This window comes from Sphingobium sp. Ant17 (genome assembly GCF_000588875.1).
In the GTDB taxonomy this organism is placed as follows: domain Bacteria; phylum Pseudomonadota; class Alphaproteobacteria; order Sphingomonadales; family Sphingomonadaceae; genus Sphingobium.
Map to the genome: position 1 here is coordinate 1 of NZ_JEMV01000081.1, position 16,529 is coordinate 16,529.

At 64.0% G+C, this 16,529-nt stretch carries 13 protein-coding genes and 2 pseudogenes; 8 read left to right on the forward strand and 7 right to left on the reverse strand.

All coding sequences use genetic code 11. The features are described 5' to 3' along the window. Nucleotides 1-98: 98 nt before the first annotated feature. The 3 genes from BF95_RS21965 to BF95_RS21975 form a co-directional block, all read right to left on the reverse strand. Nucleotides 99-1,166, reverse strand: coding sequence for a type I restriction endonuclease (locus tag BF95_RS21965; protein WP_043154440.1), 1,068 nt, complete (start codon nucleotides 1,164-1,166; stop codon nucleotides 99-101). Nucleotides 1,167-1,278: 112 nt separating this feature from the next. After that, the gene (locus BF95_RS21970; protein WP_043154442.1) at nucleotides 1,279-1,716 is read right to left on the reverse strand and encodes an NfeD family protein; all 438 of its coding nucleotides are present in this window, start codon (nucleotides 1,714-1,716) and stop codon (nucleotides 1,279-1,281) included. A gap of 379 nt (nucleotides 1,717-2,095) precedes the next feature. Beyond that, on the reverse strand, nucleotides 2,096-3,067 hold the full coding sequence (locus BF95_RS21975; RefSeq protein ID WP_043154462.1) for an SPFH domain-containing protein: 972 nt from the start codon (nucleotides 3,065-3,067) through the stop codon (nucleotides 2,096-2,098). Nucleotides 3,068-3,140: 73 nt separating this feature from the next. Here BF95_RS21975 and BF95_RS21980 point away from each other — a divergent pair. Next, nucleotides 3,141-3,955, forward strand: a pseudogene (locus BF95_RS21980) (HpcH/HpaI aldolase/citrate lyase family protein). Nucleotides 3,956-3,959: 4 nt separating this feature from the next. Here the strand turns inward: BF95_RS21980 and ubiG are convergent. After that, on the reverse strand, nucleotides 3,960-4,697 hold the full coding sequence (gene ubiG / locus BF95_RS21985; RefSeq protein WP_043154444.1) for a bifunctional 2-polyprenyl-6-hydroxyphenol methylase/3-demethylubiquinol 3-O-methyltransferase UbiG: 738 nt from the start codon (nucleotides 4,695-4,697) through the stop codon (nucleotides 3,960-3,962). 82 nt (nucleotides 4,698-4,779) lie between these two features. On the opposite strand from ubiG, the gene BF95_RS21990 reads away from it, so the two are divergent. The 3 genes from BF95_RS21990 to BF95_RS22005 all read left to right on the forward strand — a co-directional run bounded on the left by BF95_RS21990 (nucleotide 4,780) and on the right by BF95_RS22005 (nucleotide 8,321). Beyond that, the gene (locus BF95_RS21990) at nucleotides 4,780-6,045 is read left to right on the forward strand and encodes an aspartate kinase (protein WP_043154447.1); all 1,266 of its coding nucleotides are present in this window, start codon (nucleotides 4,780-4,782) and stop codon (nucleotides 6,043-6,045) included. Nucleotides 6,046-6,369: 324 nt separating this feature from the next. After that, complete coding sequence (locus BF95_RS22000; RefSeq protein ID WP_043154451.1) at nucleotides 6,370-7,383, forward strand: NAD(P)H-dependent flavin oxidoreductase; 1,014 nt, start codon at nucleotides 6,370-6,372, stop codon at nucleotides 7,381-7,383. A 95-nt stretch (nucleotides 7,384-7,478) separates the two neighbouring features. Next, a complete protein-coding gene (locus BF95_RS22005; protein ID WP_235209935.1) occupies nucleotides 7,479-8,321 on the forward strand; it encodes a hypothetical protein in 843 nt (280 codons plus the stop codon). Between the two features lie 3 nt (nucleotides 8,322-8,324). Here the strand turns inward: BF95_RS22005 and BF95_RS22010 are convergent, their stop codons facing one another. After that, complete coding sequence (locus BF95_RS22010) at nucleotides 8,325-8,699, reverse strand: winged helix-turn-helix transcriptional regulator (protein ID WP_235209936.1); 375 nt, start codon at nucleotides 8,697-8,699, stop codon at nucleotides 8,325-8,327. Between the two features lie 148 nt (nucleotides 8,700-8,847). Between BF95_RS22010 and BF95_RS22015 the strand changes: the two genes are divergently transcribed. Both BF95_RS22015 and BF95_RS22020 read left to right on the forward strand, forming a co-directional pair. Further along, nucleotides 8,848-9,588 carry an SDR family oxidoreductase gene (locus BF95_RS22015; RefSeq protein WP_043154459.1) on the forward strand — a complete coding sequence of 247 codons (741 nt, stop codon included), beginning with the start codon at nucleotides 8,848-8,850 and terminating at the stop codon, nucleotides 9,586-9,588. 57 nt (nucleotides 9,589-9,645) lie between these two features. Further along, a complete protein-coding gene (locus BF95_RS22020) occupies nucleotides 9,646-10,446 on the forward strand; it encodes a VOC family protein (RefSeq protein ID WP_043154460.1) in 801 nt (266 codons plus the stop codon). A 24-nt stretch (nucleotides 10,447-10,470) separates the two neighbouring features. On the opposite strand, the gene BF95_RS22025 is transcribed toward BF95_RS22020, so the two are convergent. After that, nucleotides 10,471-11,775 carry an oligogalacturonate lyase family protein gene (locus BF95_RS22025; protein ID WP_235209937.1) on the reverse strand — a complete coding sequence of 435 codons (1,305 nt, stop codon included), beginning with the start codon at nucleotides 11,773-11,775 and terminating at the stop codon, nucleotides 10,471-10,473. 267 nt (nucleotides 11,776-12,042) lie between these two features. Further along, a complete protein-coding gene (locus BF95_RS22030; protein WP_043154461.1) occupies nucleotides 12,043-13,209 on the reverse strand; it encodes a pyridoxal phosphate-dependent aminotransferase in 1,167 nt (388 codons plus the stop codon). 193 nt (nucleotides 13,210-13,402) lie between these two features. Between BF95_RS22030 and ptsP the strand changes: the two are divergent. Together ptsP and BF95_RS22040 are read left to right on the forward strand one after the other, a co-directional pair. Continuing rightward, nucleotides 13,403-15,675: pseudogene (gene ptsP, locus BF95_RS22035) on the forward strand (phosphoenolpyruvate--protein phosphotransferase). A gap of 90 nt (nucleotides 15,676-15,765) precedes the next feature. Then, nucleotides 15,766-16,529, forward strand: a 764-nt coding sequence (locus tag BF95_RS22040; protein WP_043154466.1) for a helix-turn-helix domain-containing protein, incomplete at its 3' end; no start/stop codon positions are given.

Below are 16,529 nucleotides of genomic sequence, written 5' to 3' on the forward strand. Positions count from 1 at the left end.
GCCATGTTCAACAACATGGGTGGGCCTCGAATGCTTGCTTAGCTGTTCCCCGGCCTTCGCCGGGGAACAAAATTGATGTGCTGTTGGGTATGAATTGCCTAAGCGAGAATATGGTCAAGTTCACGCAGGCGCGCTTCGATCTGTCCCATATATTGATAGATGCTGGTCAAATCAGGCATAAGATGCCGCGTCTCATCCTTGCCCTCGAATGTGCCAAAATAACGGGTCGTCGGTGAATTGAACCACAGCCTCGCGATGGTTTTCCGATTATTGTCGTCGAGAAGGATAGCGCAATATGACTTGCTGTCTCGAATGACGATGCGCTTTGGATCGACAAGGCGTGATGCTATCGCCTGCACAATATGAAAGCCGCTCAACTCTTCTTGCGTGGTAATGATCGCTTCTTCCGGCGCCGGGATTTCCGCCTCTTCGGGTTCCGCCATAGTAGGCGTGGAAGCATTGAGCGCCGAGGCTAGTCGCTCGTTGACCTTGTCCCTGATTATTGCCGCAACGGTGTTAGGTATTAGCTTCGCGATGCTCTCTTTCGCGCCCGGTGTCAGACGCCCTTCCACGACATGAGCCGCGAAGACCCTCACAAATTCATCTGAAGGTTCAGCAAACTCCCGGTCCATCGCCTTTCGCAATAGCGATTGGAGTTTGAGATGGCCCGCCTCTTGGATAATCTTCTCGATATCGAAATCTGCTTTGGCGAACTTTTCCAGCGTTCGAATGTCAGATGGCTTTATCGCTTCCATACTGAACGTAAAAAATGGCCGCTCGTCCATTTTGTTTGGCTTTTCGACGTCTGAAAAGAACTGATAATTGACGCCATTGGTAAGGATGGCGAGACGCGATTCGGTAACGCTGAAATAGCGAAATAGCTGGGATGCGTGATTGACGTTCAGTTCAGCGGTCGATGGCTTGCATTCAATCAGGATATTGACCTTGCCATCCTGGCAGATGGCGTAGTCAACTTTCTCGCCTTTTTTGATGCCAACATCGGCCGTGAACTCAGGCACAACCTCTTTCGGATTGAAGACATCATAGCCGAGCGATTGGAGGAAGGGCATGACCAACGCGGTTTTTGCGGCCTCTTCGGTCAACAGAACCTCGCGATGCTCAATCGTGCGCTTTTGCAGCTCAGCTAAACGAGAAGCGAAATCCATCTGTTATCCCCCTATGTTTCAAACAGACTGCCGATAAAAGCTTGGTTCGGCAAGTCGGTGGAGCCACAGGAAGGAAAGTAATCTTTTACCTGTTGTCGATTGATGCAATTGGTCACTCGACCCTTAAAACCGTCCCCTCCGCCCCCACCACGCGCACGCGTGCGCCCACTTCCGCATCCGCGCCAAACGCGATCCACACGCTATCGCCCACCTTTACCCGGCCTTCGCCGCCGGTGATCGCTTCCACCACGGTTACCGTCTGGCCGATCAGGCGGGCGGTGCGGTCGTTGAGGAGGGGGTCGGTGGAGGCGACGGGGTGGTCGGCGTACCAGCGGCGGCCGGCATAGACCGCCGCGATGCTGAGGCTTGCGAAGAGGAGGAGTTGCAGCGGGAGGCCGATGGGGAGGGCGAGCGCGACGAGGCCGGTGATGGCGGCGGCGATCGATATCCAGATGAGGAAGACGCCGGGGATCAGCACTTCGGCAATGCCCAGCAGCGCGGCGAATACCAGCCAGGCCCAATGATCTTCGAGCAGGGTGAGCAGGGTCATGGGGTGGGGGTCCTGTTGATCATCGCTACGCTGTGTCGGGGGAGAGGGTGGGAGATGGGTCCCCGCCTTCGCGGGGATGACGGGGGGTGGGGTAAAGACGCCGTTCGTTTCGAGCGCAGTCGAGAAACGCCCCGCACAGGTTTCTCGACGTAGTTTATCCTGAGCGCCTGCCGCAGGCTGGCAGTCGAAGGGCTCGAAACGAACGGAGGTGGGGGCGTGTCGCGGGTGCTGGACCTGGAGGATGGCCCCCACCCCAACCCATCCCCTGAAGGGGAGGGGCTAGTATAGCCGCGCGCCCACCCAAACCTTTCAAGCGAGTCCCGTGCCTCGCTTGAACCTGAAGGGGAGGGGCTAAGTGGCGGTTGCGCCCGCACGGCCCTTACCCCTGGCTTTGGCCGAAGGGGCCGCGCCTTGGAGGAGGCGGGGTGGGCGTGGGGGTGCCGTCGTCGCCCAGGGCCGCCTTGGCGAGGGCACCGATGCCGCCCAGGGTGCCGATCAACTGGGTGGCTTCGACCGGGAAGAGGATGGTCTTGGCATTGGGGCTGGTGGCGAATTGGCTGACAGCTTCGGTATATTTTTGCGCGATGAAGTAATTGAGCGCTTGCGGGTTGCCGGCGCTGATCGCGTCGGAGACCATCTGGGTGGCGCGGGCTTCGGCTTCGGCTTCGCGCTCGCGGGCTTCGGCGTCGCGGAAGGCGGCTTCGCGGCGGCCTTCGGCTTGCAGGATCTGGCCCTGCTTCTCGCCCTCGGCGCGCAGGATTTCGGACGCGCGCATGCCTTCGGCATCCAGGATGTTGGCGCGCTTTTCGCGTTCGGCCTTCATCTGGCGGCCCATGGCGCTGACGATGTCGGCGGGCGGGCGGATGTCCTTGAGTTCGACGCGGGTGATCTTGATGCCCCAGGCGTTGGTGGCCTGATCGACCACGACCAGCAGGCGGGCGTTGATCTCGTCGCGTTTGGACAGGGTTTCGTCCAGGTCCATCGAGCCCATCACGGTACGCAGGTTGGTGGTCGCCAGCTGCATGATGGCGACATAGAGTTCGGAGACTTCATAGGCGGCCTTGGCGGCGTCGAGCACCTGGAAGAAGACCACGCCGTCGACCGACACCATGGCATTATCCTTGGTGATGATCTCCTGCCCCGGAATGTCGACCACCTGCTCCATCATGTTGATCTTGCGACCCACGGCATAGAAGAAGGCGGGGTAGAAATTGAGGCCGGGCTTGGCGACTTCGGTGAAGCGGCCGAAGCGTTCGATGGTGTATTGATAGCCCTGCCGCACCACCTTCACGCTGACCGCGAGGTAGAAGAGCACGAGGCCCGTAAGCGTGAGCGCGAAGGTAGTCAGCATCATGGTCTCCCGAAACAGGGTTGGACTATGCGCCTTATTTGTTAACGGGGGAAGGCAAACCGAGGAGAGTCCCATGTTGCTGCGTCACGCCCGTTCGCTGTTGTTCCTGCCCGCGTCCAATGCGCGCGCCATCGCCAAGCGCGGACGTTGCCGTGCGACATGGTGATATTGGACCTGGAGGATGCTGTGCCGGACGACGCCAAGGAGTCCGCGCGCGAGGCGGCGGTCGCGGCGCTGGCCGAGGGGTTTGGCGAGCGCATCGCGGCGGTGCGGATCAATGTGGCGGGCACGCCCTGGCACGGGATGGAGATGGTGGCGATGAAGGCGGCGGCAGCGGACTATGTCGTGCTGCCAAAGGTGGAGAGCGGGCGGCAGGTGCGCGACGTCTATAGCGTGAGCCAGAAGCCGGTGATCGCGATGATCGAAAGCGCGCGCGGGGTGCTGGCGGCGGTGGAGATTGCAGGCGCGGAGGGGTGCGCGGGGCTGTTCATGGGGAATAACGACCTGCGGCGGGATTTGGGGATACCGGCGGGCGCGGGGCGCGAGGGGTTGGCGTTGGCGATGCAGACGGCGGTGCTGGCGGCGCGCGGGGCGGGGATTGCGGCGTTCGACGGGGTGTATAACCGGTTGGATGACCTCACAGGGCTGGAGGCGGAATGCGCGGCGGGCCATGCGCTGGGCTTTGACGGCAAGACGCTGATCCACCCGGGGCAGGTGGCGGTGGCGAACGGCGTGTTCGGGCCGGATGCGCAGGCGCTGGCCGATGCGCGGCGGCTGATCGCGGCGGCGACCGGCGGGGCGGAGCGCTTCGAAGGGCGCATGATCGAGACGATGCATGTCGAAGAAGCCCGCGCGCTGGTGGCGCGGGCGGAGGCGGTGGGGCTGTAGCCGATCAGGCCGGGCGGTGCCGGGCGGTCAGCAGATAGTTGATCGCCTTGTTCGCCGACAAAGTGAAGCCGGTGGCGGGGGAGAAGGTCAGGCCGCTGCTGTCGATGACGTCGAGTCCTGCGGCGTCGAGCAGGGCGGTGAATTCTTCGGGCGTGAGGAACTTGCCCCAGTCGTGCGTCCCCTTGGGGATGCCGCCGATGCTTTCGCCGATGGTGATCATGGCGATGCGCGAGAGCGGCGTACGGTTGGGGGTGGAGAGGATCATCAGCCCGTCGGGCGCGAGCTTGGCAGCGAGCGCGGCGACGAAGGCGGCGGGGTCGGCGACATGCTCGATCACTTCCATCGAGGTGACGAGATCATAGTCGCCATCGGCCACGTCCTCGACCGGGGTCGCGCGATAATCGATGGCGAGGCCCTGAGTCGCGGCATGGGCGGCGGCGGCGGCGATATTTTCAGGCGCGGCGTCGAGGCCGGTGACGGTGGCACCGAGCCTCGCGAGCGGTTCGGTGAGCAACCCGGCGCCGCAGCCGACATCGAGTGCGCGCTTGCCGGCAAGCGGTTGGAAGGATTGGGCGTTTGTCGGCCAATGGGTGTCGATCGCGGCGCGGATGTAGGTCAGGCGCACGGGGTTGAGCTTGTGCAGCATCGCGCTGGACCCGTTGGGGTCCCACCAATCGGCGGCCATCGCCCCGAAATGGGCGGCTTCCCTGGGGTCGATGGTTGCTGTCGGGTTGCTTGCCATATCCGTATCCGCTGCTAAAGAAACGCCGTTTCGCCCTTCTGGGACATTTTCTTACTCACCAACTAGCAGGTTCGACAAGCAAATGGCACGCATCGTGATGAAATTCGGCGGCACCTCCATGGCGGGGATGGAGCGAATTCGCAACGTGGCCGCGCGGGTCAAGCATGTCGTGTCGCAGGGGCATGAGGTTGCGGTGGTCGTGTCGGCGATGGCGGGTGAGACCGACCGGCTGGTGGGATTCTGCAAGGAAGCCTCGGCACTCTATGATCCGGCCGAATATGATGTCGTGGTCGCGGCGGGCGAGCAGATCACCAGCGGGCTGCTGGCGATGACGCTCAAGGCCATGGGCGTGGAAGCGCGCAGCTGGCTCGGCTGGCAATTGCCGATCAAGACGGTGGAAGCGCATGCCAAGGCGCGGGTGGACAGCATCGACACCGGCGCGCTGCTGGCCGCCATGGGCGCGGGTCAGGTCGCGGTGATCCCCGGTTTCCAGGGGATGATGGCGGACGGGCGCGTATCGACGCTGGGCCGGGGCGGGTCGGACACGTCGGCAGTGGCGGTGGCGGCCGCGATCAAGGCCGACCGCTGCGACATCTATACCGACGTGGACGGCGTTTACACCACCGACCCGCGCATCGTGGCGCGGGCGCGCAAGCTCGACCTCGTTACCTATGAAGAGATGCTGGAACTGGCGTCGGTGGGGGCCAAGGTGCTCCAGACCCGCTCGGTCGGCCTCGCCATGAAGGAAGGCGTGGTCGTGCAGGTGCTCTCCTCCTTCGATGATCCCACCCAGACCGACCTGCCCGGCACGCTGATCGTCAGCGACGAGGAACTGGAAGCCAAGCGCAAGGAAAATAAGATGGAACGTCAGCTCATCACCGGCATCGCCCATGACAAGAATGAGGCGAAGATCATCGTGACGCGCGTGCCCGACAAGCCGGGCGCGGTCGCCAGCATCTTCACGCCCCTGGCCGATGCCGCGATCAATGTCGACATGATCATCCAGAATGATTCGAAGGATACCGAGGAAACCGACGTGACCTTCACCGTGCCGCGCGCGGACCTGGCCCGCAGCGTGGACATATTGGAAGCGAATAAGGACGTGATCGGCTTCCGCCGGATCATCACCGATACCGAAGTCGCCAAGATCAGCGTCGTGGGTGTCGGCATGCGCAGCCATGCCGGCGTCGCCGCGACGATGTTCAAGACGCTGGCCGAACGCGGCATCAATATCGAAGCGATTTCGACGAGCGAGATCAAGGTCAGCGTGTTGATCGATGAGGATGAGACGGAATTGGCCGTTCGAGTCCTGCATACGGCCTATGGGCTGGACGCGCCGGCGGCTTGACCGCTATTTGGCTGATGCCGGGCTGCAAATGGCACCTTTCTGCGCTTCCGGTGCTCACGTGCTTTAAGCACGCTGCGCGCCGGTTCTCAAAAGGCACCATTTTCGCTCCGGCCTGAGCCAAATATCGATCAAGCCGCGCGGCCTGATGGACGTGTTGCCTCGGCGGGGCCAGGCACCCCCTAAGTCAGCGTTGCTCTTTACTTCGATCGTCATTCCCGCGAAGCGGGAATCCATCTCCAGCCCCATCCCTCTGCCGTAAGGCTGGGAGATGGATCCCCGCCTTCGCGGGGATGACGGGGAAAAAGAGACAGCAGGAAAGACTTTATGACCAACGCCAAACTCGCTTCCCTCATGGCCCGTGGCACCGACTTTCTGGGGTGCGAGAGTGCGATCCTGTGTGGGGCGATGAGCTGGGTGTCCGAGCGGAACCTGGTGGCGGCCATCTCGAATGCGGGGGCTTTCGGGGTGATCGCATGCGGGGCGATGACGCCGGAACTGCTCGACCGGGAGATTGCGGCGACCAAGGTGCTGACGAGCAAGCCGTTCGGCGTCAACCTGATCACCATGCATCCGCAATTGTTCGACCTGATCGATGTGTGCGCCAAGCATGATGTCACCCATGTCGTACTGGCGGGCGGGTTGCCGCCCAAGGGCAGCATCGAGGCGATCAAGGCTAAGGGCGCGAAGCTCATTTGCTTTGCCCCGGCGCTGAGCCTGGCCAAGAAGCTGGTGCGGTCGGGCGTCGACGCGCTGGTGGTCGAGGGCATGGAAGCGGGCGGGCATATCGGTCCTGTTTCAACCAGCGTGCTGGCGCAGGAAATATTGCCCGACATGGCCGCCCAAGTGCCGGTGTTCGTCGCGGGCGGGATCGGCCGGGGCGAGGCGATCGCCGCCTATCTGGAGATGGGCGCGGCGGGCGTGCAACTGGGCACGCGCTTTGCCTGCGCGACCGAGAGCATCGCCCATCCCAATTTCAAGAAGGCCTTTTTCCGGGCGTCGGCGCGCGACGCGATCGCCAGCGTGCAGATCGACCCGCGCCTGCCGGTCATTCCGGTGCGCTCGCTCAAAAATGCCGGGATGGAGAATTTCACCATCAAGCAGCGCGAAGTCGCCAATCTGCTCGACGAGGGCGCGGTCGACATGATGGAAGCGCAGTTGCAGATCGAACATTATTGGGCGGGCGCGTTGCGCCGTGCAGTGGTCGACGGCGATGTCGAGGGCGGGTCGCTGATGGCGGGCCAGTCGGTCGGCATGGTGACCAAGGAAGAACCGGTCGCCGACATCATCGCACAGTTGATGGCGCAGGCCGCCGACGCGCTGGAGCGGCGAGCCGCCTGAAAGCGTGCGACGAACCGAGCATCTGGCAGGTTTCATCCGAAGCGAATGCCCGGCATGACCGAGGGATAGTCCCTTCGGAGATTTTGATGTTATCCATGCGCCGTTTTGCTGGCCGTCTCTCGCTCGTGTCGCTGGCGGCGATCGCGGCCTGTTCTGCTCCCGTCAAGGAGCCGCCGACCCCGCCGCCACCCGTTGTCGAGACGATCATGCCGCGCCCGCCCATGGGTGCGGTCGAAAATATGAGCATCCCCGAAATGGTGGATGGCCAATATCTGACCCCCAATCGCAAGGTCACGTCCAACACGGCCTTGTGGCATGTGCGCATGGCCTTGAACGTCGCAGCCTTGTCGTGCCGCAGCCCGGCCGACTTGCCACGGTTGCAATATAACCGGTTGCTGCATGTTCACGGGCCGTTGTTGACGGCAGCCAATGAGGCGGTCGACCGGAATTACACGGTTGCCTATGGCGGTTCGGGGCTTGGCGCGCGCGAGCGGCTGAATACGGTCGTCTATAATTTCTTTTCGCTGCCGCCGGTGACCAAGAGTTTCTGTCCGGTCGCCGAGACCGTAGGGGCCAAGCTGTTGGCGATGCCATCGAGCGCGCTGCTCGATTATGCGCCGACGGCGCTGGCCGAACTGGAAAAGCCGTTCCAGGATTTCTATGCCGCCTATGCCGATTATCTGCGGCGGCTGGCCGAATGGCAGTCGCGTTTCGGCGCGAGCGTGACGGTGGTCATTTCGCCTACGCCATTGCCGCCGCCGCCTGTCCCGCCGGGCGAAGCGCCGCCGCCCGGCTTTTCGCCGAGCGTGACGAGCGCCATGCAGCAGAACCTGCCGCCACCGCCCGATGCGCCAGCCACGCCGCCGGCCGCGTCGGCCCAGCCGGGCGCGACAGGGCCGAAGCTGATGATCCAGCCGCTGCCGACCAATCAGGAATAGGGGTTAGTCGCGCGTGTCGAACCGGGCGCGCGCGGCTTCCACCGTATCGAGGTGGGTTTCGGCCCAGGCCCATACGCCGCAAAAGGCCGCGCTCAGGCTGTTACCGAGCGGGGTCAGCGCATAGTCGACATGCGGCGGGACGACCGGATGGACGGTGCGGGTGGCGAGGCCATCCCGCTCCATCTGTCGCAGCGTTTGCGTTAGCATCTTCTGGCTGATCCCTTCGACCTGGCGCGCGATCTGGGTGAAGCGGAGCGTGCCCTTCTCCTCCAATAACTCCAAGACCAAAAGCGTCCATTTGTCGGCGATGCGGCCGATCAGGTCGTTGACGAGTCGTTCGACGCGCGGGTCGATGGGGGCGGTGTCCCATGGCGCCACCGGACAATTTTCAGCGGTGGGAGAAGCTGTGTGCGCTGGATTTTCCATTTCTTACTCTGCGGTATGTATAGCACTTTGCGGTGCCTTCTTTCCAAGAGAGAGCATGGCGGTAGGATGCCGGTCAACCCACTATGACAAGGAGTGACATATGCAGACGACAGGCAACACCATCCTCATCACCGGCGGCGGATCGGGCATCGGCGCGGCGCTGGCGCATGAATTTCATGAGGCAGGCAATCAGGTGATCATCGCGGGGCGGCGGCAGGCGGCGCTCGATGCGGTGGTGGCCGCGCATCCCGGCATGGCGGCGATGACGCTGGATATGGAAGATCCGGCGGCGATCGTCGCCTTTGCAAGCAAGCTGGTCGCGGATTTTCCGGCGCTCAATGCCGTGGTGCTCAATGCCGGGGTGATGATCGTGGAGGAGGGGATCGACCTCGCCATCGCGGAAACGACGGTGGCGACCAATTTGCTGGGGCCGATCCGGCTGAGCCATGCGCTGTTGCCGCATCTGCGGGCACAGTCGGCGGCGAGCCTGATCACCGTGTCGTCGGGGCTGGCCTTTGTGCCGCTGGCGGCGACGCCGACCTATAGCGCGACCAAGGCCGCGATCCATAGCTGGTCGCAGGCGATGCGCGCGCAATTGCAGGGTAGCAGCGTCGAGGTGATCGAGATCGTGCCGCCGGGCGTGCGGACCGACCTGATGCCGGGCCATGCCGACAATGACCAGATGATGCCGCTGGCCGATTTCATTACAGAGACCATGGCGCTGTTGCGGCAACAGCCGACCCCGGCGGAGATCCATGTCGAGGGGGTGAAGTTTCTGAGCGAGGCGACCCGGCGCGGGGATTTCGATCAGGTATTTGCGATGTTGAACGGCGGGCATTGATCGGCGAAGACGAAGGGGGCGGCCAACGCTTGGTCGCCCCTTGGATGGAGATGGACCATGGCCGACGTGAATGGGCAATTCTTCTGGTATGAGCTGATGACCAGCGATCTGCAGGCGGCGCTGGCTTTTTATGGCGATGTGGTGGGCTGGACGGCGCAGGCCTTTGCCGACGCGCCGGGCGATGATCCCTATATGGTCGTGTCGGGCAGCGCCGGGCCAGTGGGCGGCGTCATGGCGATCCCGGCCGAAGCGAAGGATTGTGGCATGACGCCCTGGTGGGGTGGCTATGTCGGGTCGGGCGATGTCGATGCGGACGCGGCGCGGCTGGCGGCGGCGGGCGGGCGTGTGCAGCGAAAGGCCGAGGATATTCCAGGCGTCGGCCGGTTCGCGGTGATGGCCGATCCGGGCGGCGCAACCTTCATGCTGCTCAAAGGCTCCAGTCCCGACGATACGGACCCGGTGCCGCCGATGGCGATGGGGCATGTCGGCTGGCATGAACTCTATAGCGGCGATTTCGATGCCGACATGGATTTCTACACCGGGGCGTTCGGTTGGACCAAGGGCGAGGCCATGGATATGGGCGAGATGGGCCTGTATCAGCTTGTCTCGCAGACCGGGGGCAGCGATTTCCAGAGCATGAGTGCGGGCATTATGCCGCGGCCCAAGGAAATGCCGGTGCCGCTTTGGCTGTTCTACTTCATCGTCGGCGACATCGACGCGGCGGTGGCACGCGTGACGGCGGGCGGTGGCACCGTGCTGAACGGGCCGATGGAAGTGCCGGGCGGGGGCTGGATCATCCAGGCGCTCGATCCGCAGGGGGCGATGTTCGCGCTGGTGGGGATGCGTGGGGACGGGTGAGCCGAACCCGCGTTGCCGGATGGCTCAGCGGGCCTTGGCGACCTCCACCGCATAGATGGCGGGCTTGCCCTCCATATTGCTGCGATAGACGATCCATTTGCTGTCGGGCGTAAAATGCTGGTTGGGTTCGAGCGTATAGTCATGCTTCGCCAGGTCGGCGAGCCGCTGGGTTTCCAGCGTGCCGGTGGCGACCAATGTGTCGCCGCCGAGCGTGTTGCGCGCGCGGTCGCTGTCATCGGGGCGGGGATGGAACAGGCTGATATATTTGCCGTCATTGCTGCCGTCGCCGGAGAAGGTGCGGCCATCGGGCGATGAGCTGAAATGATAGGAGCCCTGGGTGGGCTTCAACGCATACCAGCGGCGCTTGCCATCGGCCACATCCTGCCCGGCCAGCCAGCGCACCCCCTGCGGCATGATGAGGTCGTACCAGATGGTGCGGCCGTCGGGTGCCCAATATTCATGGCCCGCAATCTCGCCCTGCATCAGCCGCTGGTGGATTTTGCGCTTGTCGCGGCCGTCGGTGCGGATGGTCCAGATACGGTCGACCTGATGCCATGGCCCTTCATGGCAATACATCAGCAGCGTGGGATCGGTCGGCGAGAATTGGACATGGTTGAGCCAATCCTTTGACGCGGTGATCGTGCGCCGCGCGCCGGTGCGGATGTCGATGCTGAAAATCTCCATCGGCACGCCCGCCGCGAGGCGCGCTTCCATCCATTGTTCCTTGGCTTGCGCAAAGGAGAGGGGGCGACCCAGGGCATCGAACCCGGCATAGCCGGGCGATCCGGTCTTGGGATCGCGCTTGCCCTGCGCCGCAATGGCGGGCGGGGGTGGGGCCAGTTCGCGATGGCCAGCGAGCAGCGTGTCGTCGGCGTTGATCGATGCGATCCGGCCGCCGGGCAGGTCGGCGATGCGGCGGCGCTGGCCGGTGGCGAGGTCCACCGACCAGATGACCGACGCGCCCTCGTCCGCCGTGCCGCTGGTCGGACTGGTGGTGTAATAAGCGGTGGCGCTGCGATAGCCGACGAACAGCAGCCGATCGACCTTTTCGCGCAGCACCAGCCGGGTGGTCCAGTCGCGGGTGTCGGCGACGCGGATGCCTTCGGCGGTCAGATAGACCATCTGCCGCCCGTCGGGAGTGAAAGGGTTGTAGTTGAAATAGAGGCCATAATTGCCGGGCCGGTCGTCGACCCGGACAATGCGGTGACCAGTGGTGGCGTCGATCCATTGGGCGGGCGCTGGGGCGGTGGTCGCGGATTGTGCCGGAGCGGAGATCGTGACCAGCGCGGCGATCGCCACCGTCATTGCCTGTCCCAGCCATGCCATCATCCGCCTCCATTTTGGTTCGTATTATGGGCAAGGGTAACGCATAGCGGGATTTGATGGCAAGGGCCGAAAGGGCATGAGGTGCGGATGCACGTGCAGGTCATGATAATATGTAGCCGCCTGAGACCCCAGCTTTCGCTGGGGTGACGGACGCGGGTTCAGGCGCAGCAGCGTTTGACGTTCCCGGCCGGCCCTGTTCGCGTCATCTCGTGCCAACGAAAAGGGCGCCCGGTTGCCCGGACGCCCTTTGCGCTGTCGTGAGGAAAAACCTTACGCCTTATAGACCTTGTCCACGGCGGCGCAGAATTTCGCCATGTCTTCGGCCGAGCCGACCGTGACGCGCGAGACGGTGGGCCAGATGGGCCAGCTGCGACCGATCTGGACCTTTTCCGGGGTCGCGACCAGGGCGGCCTGCATGTCCTTGGCGGGCTTTTTCCAGTTGACCATGAACATGTTGGCCTGGCTGCCGGGCTGCACTTCGATGCCCTTCTTGGTCAGATAGGCGATAGTTTCTTCGCGGTTGGCGATCATTTCATCGCGGCGCGCCTTGATGAGGTCCGCTTGGGTATAGACCGCGTTGCCGCAGGCCATGGCGGTGATCGACAGGCCACCGGCGGTGGGGCCGAACAGCATCAGGCGCTTTTGCACTTCGGGATCGGCGAAGGTGAGGCCGAGGCGGATGCCCGCCATGCCGAACAGCTTGGAGAAGGTCCGCATGACGACGATGTCCTTGCGGTTTCCGATCAGGCTGGCGGCGCTCGGCGCATCGGAGAAGTGCAGATAGGCTTCGTCCACCAACAGCATCGAATCGGCAGGTTTGTTGTCGAGCAGCCATTTGATGTCCGCGAGCGGCGTCACCGTGCCGGTCGGGTTGTTGGGCGTGCAGACATAATAGAGGCCCGCATTGGGATTGGCGGCCAGCATCGCCTTGACGTCATGGCCCTGGCCGATGGCCTGGGGTGCCTTCGCAATGGGGGCCTTCATATAGTCGGCGGTGCGCCAGGCGGATTCGAAGGTCGGGTCGGCAGTGACCAGCCCCTTGGTCGGGGAGCAATAGGCCGCGACGCTGCTGACCAGCGGGCCACCGGAACCGGGCCACACCATGACATGGCTTTCGGGGATGCCTTCGACGGTGGCGACGGTCTTGACCAGTTCACCGCGATAATTGTCGGGATCATACCAGTTGCCAAGCGAACCAGCCTCGGCGATCGCCTCGACACCGGCGGGGAAGGGGCCGGTCCAGCATTCGTTCGCGCCGATGCGGACCGCGCCCTTGATGCCGCGCCCGGCCTGCTGCTGCGCCAGGGCAGCGCCGCTCAGCAGCGAACTGGCGGCGACGCCCGCGCCCAGCAGCGCAGCGACCTCGGCCAGTTGACGGCGCGAATAGCCGCGCCCGATCAGATCGTCCTTGGCTTCTTTGTCCAGCATCATCGTCATGTCGATTGTCCCCTCTGTTCCAGAAAACGGAAACTTCATTGCATCAGACGAAGCAGAGCGCCATTTCCGCAATGCCGCACGGTGATTTTTGCAATTATATGCCGGACGCCGTCACGCGATTAACGCAAACCGTCATCATTCCGGCATGAATCGCGTTGGAAAGCCGGTCGCGCATCTGGTAGCGCATGAAGCCATGCCCAGCACCCCCGCCGCCGCCGCCCGCCAGATCCTGATCCGCCTGCAGGAGGTGATGGCGTCGCGCACCAGCGCGCAGGGCAAGCTGAACAAGGTGGTCGAGGTGATCGGCGAGTCGCTGTCGAGCGAAGTCTGCTCCATCTATCTGGTGCGCGAGGGCGTGCTGGAACTGTTCGCGACGCGCGGGTTGAAGCAGGAAGCGGTGCATGTCACCCGCATGGCGATGGGCGAGGGGCTGGTCGGCCTGATCGCTACCAATGTCGAAACGCTGAACCTGGACGAAGCGGCGTCGCATCCCGATTTCAGCTATCGCCCCGAAACCGGGGAGGAATTGTTCCACAGCTTTGCCGGTGTGCCGATCGTGCGGCGCGAACGGGCGATCGGCGTCCTGTGCGTGCAGCATGCCGACCCGCGCAAATATGAAGAGGTGGAGATAGAGGCACTCCAGACCGTCGCGATGGTGATGTCGGAGCTGATCGCCAATGCCGAACTGGCCGACGATGGCCAGACCGAGTTGCGCGTGACCGATACCGGCACGACGCTGCTCCATGGGCTGCAACTGGTGATGGGGATGGCGCGGGGGCATGTGGTGTTCCACCAGCCGCGCGTCCATATCGAACATACCGTCGCGGAAGATACCGAGGCGGAGCGCGCGCGCGTCATTTCCGCCTTTGCCAAGATGCGCGAGCAGATCGACCGGATGACCGGCGCGGCCGAGTTCGGCATGGAGGGCGAGCATCAGGAGGTTTTGGAAACCTACAAGATGTTCGCCTATGACGAGGGCTGGACGCGGCGGATCAACGAAGCGATCGACAGCGGCCTGACCGCCGAGGCGGCGATCGAGCGGGTGCAGCAGCGCACGCGGATGCGGATGCGGCAGATTGACGATCCGTTGCTGTCCGACCGGATGCACGACCTGGAGGATCTGGCCAACCGGCTGTTGCGGATCGTGTCGGGGCAATTGGGCACGGCGGCGCAGATGGGGTTGCGGCAGGACGCGATCCTGATCGCGCGCAATCTTGGCCCCGCCGAATTGCTGGAATATGACCGGCGGCGGCTGAAGGGCGTGATCCTGGAGGAAGGATCGCTGACCGCCCATGTCACCATCGTCGCGCGCGCCATGGGCGTGCCGGTGCTGGGCCGGGTGCGCGACATCCGCCATCTGGTGAATGAGGCGACCTCATCCTGATGGACGTCAACGCCAATGCGCTGTTGATCCGCCCGACCCCGGACATGGACGAAGCGTTCGACAATAAGCTGCACGTGACGCAGAAGCGGCGCGCCGAGTTCGCCGCGATGCGTGACCTGCCGTCGGTCACCGCTGACGGGCAGCGGGTGGAATTGATGGTCAATGCCGGGCTGCGCGAGGATGCGCAGGCGCTCGACATGGTGGGGGCCGATGGCATCGGGCTGTTCCGTACCGAGTTCCAGTTCCTGGTGTCGGCCACCTTGCCCCAGCGCGAGAAGCAGCAGCGGCTCTACAAGGATGTGCTGGACGCGGCAGGCGACCGGCCCGTCATCTTCCGTACCGTGGATATCGGTGGGGACAAGGCGCTGCCCTATATGCAGCGCGAGGATGACGAGCATGAGGATAATCCGGCGATGGGCTGGCGCGCGTTGCGGCTGGCGCTGGATCGCGATGCGCTGATGAAGGCGCAGGCGCGCGCACTGCTGGAGGCGGCGGCGGGCAAGATCTTGCACGTCATGTTCCCGATGGTGTCGGAGCCGTGGGAATATGAGGAGGCGCGCGCGCTTGTGGAGCATCAGCGCGAATGGCTGCTGGCGCGCAAGAAGAAGCTGCCGATCGCGGTGCGCTATGGCGCGATGCTGGAAGTGCCGGCGCTCGCCGAGGTGCTGGACATCTTATTGCCGCGCGTGGATTTCCTGTCGATCGGCACCAACGACCTGACGCAATTCCTGTTCGCCGCCGACCGCGCCCATCCCAAGCTCGCCGAACGTTATGACTGGCTGAGCATCGCGATCCTGCGCTTTCTGGATCGCGTGGTGCGGACCTGCCAGGCGCATGCCGTGCCGGTCGGCGTGTGTGGCGAGATGGGCGGGCGGACGCTGGAAGCGATGGCGCTGATCGGCCTTGGCATTCGGCGGCTGTCGATCACCCCGGCATCGGTCGGGCCGGTCAAGGCGATGATCCGCGCGATCGACGCGGGCGAGGTGCAGGCGTTGATGCGCGACCTGCTCGACAGTGGCGAGCGCGATATACGGGCGCGGCTGACCCAATGGGCGAGCGAACGGCATATCGAACTGGGATAAGGGCCAAACAGAGGAAAAGAGGCGCTTCCCGCCGTTGACAACGCCCGTCCCACAGTGAGACAAGGCCTCACTCTAAGGTCGCGGAGCAGCATGGCAGACGAAATGGAATTGGAGCCGGGCGCTGGTAGCGCACCGGATAGGCAGCCCGATACACCCGGCGCAAAATTGCGCATGGCGCGCGAAGCGATGGGGCTGTCCTTGCCCGATATTGCCACGCGCACCCGCATCGCGCAGCGCCAGCTCGAAGCGGTCGAACGCGATGATTATGCCGCGCTGCCGGGCATCCCCTATGCCGTTGGTTTCGCTCGCGCCTATGCCCGTGCCGTGGGGCTGGACGAGGTCGAGATCGCCGCGCAGGTGCGGCAGGGTGTGCATGGCGCAGACCTGAGCGCCAACCGCTACGAGATGTTCGAACCGGCCGATCCCGCGCGGGTGCCATCGCGCGCGCTCGCCTGGACGGCGGCGGCGATCGTGATCCTCTTGGTGGCGGGCTTTACCATCTGGCGCATGCAGCTCTTCACACCGCCCACCAGCGAAGAGGTCGCAGCCCGCGAACAGACGCGCCCTGCCGCTGCCGCGGCACCCCCGGCGGCGGTTGCGCCCGCTGCACAGCCGGTCGTGTTCACCGCCGTCGATGATGTGTGGTTGCGCATCTATGACGAGGCGGGCGAACGGTTGAAGGATGGGTTGATGAAGAAGGGCGAGACCTTTGCCCTGCCACTCGCTGCGCGCAACCCGATGATCCTGACCGGCCGTCCGCAGGCATTGTCGGTCACCGTCGGTGGCAAGGCCGTGCCCCCGCTGGGCGAGGCCGATCGCACCATCGCCGACGTGCCGGTCAGCGCCGAGGCGCT

Coding starts and splice junctions, on each gene's coding strand:
- BF95_RS21965 (WP_043154440.1), bottom strand. CDS start 1,166: ATGGATTTCGCTTCTCGTTTAGCTGAGCTGCAAAAGCGCACGATTGAG.
- BF95_RS21970 (WP_043154442.1), bottom strand. CDS start 1,716: ATGACCCTGCTCACCCTGCTCGAAGATCATTGGGCCTGGCTGGTATTC.
- BF95_RS21975 (WP_043154462.1), bottom strand. CDS start 3,067: ATGCTGACTACCTTCGCGCTCACGCTTACGGGCCTCGTGCTCTTCTAC.
- ubiG (WP_043154444.1), bottom strand. CDS start 4,697: ATGGCAAGCAACCCGACAGCAACCATCGACCCCAGGGAAGCCGCCCAT.
- BF95_RS21990 (WP_043154447.1), top strand. CDS start 4,780: ATGGCACGCATCGTGATGAAATTCGGCGGCACCTCCATGGCGGGGATG.
- BF95_RS22000 (WP_043154451.1), top strand. CDS start 6,370: ATGACCAACGCCAAACTCGCTTCCCTCATGGCCCGTGGCACCGACTTT.
- BF95_RS22005 (WP_235209935.1), top strand. CDS start 7,479: ATGCGCCGTTTTGCTGGCCGTCTCTCGCTCGTGTCGCTGGCGGCGATC.
- BF95_RS22015 (WP_043154459.1), top strand. CDS start 8,848: ATGCAGACGACAGGCAACACCATCCTCATCACCGGCGGCGGATCGGGC.
- BF95_RS22020 (WP_043154460.1), top strand. CDS start 9,646: ATGGCCGACGTGAATGGGCAATTCTTCTGGTATGAGCTGATGACCAGC.
- BF95_RS22025 (WP_235209937.1), bottom strand. CDS start 11,775: ATGATGGCATGGCTGGGACAGGCAATGACGGTGGCGATCGCCGCGCTG.
- BF95_RS22030 (WP_043154461.1), bottom strand. CDS start 13,209: ATGACGATGATGCTGGACAAAGAAGCCAAGGACGATCTGATCGGGCGC.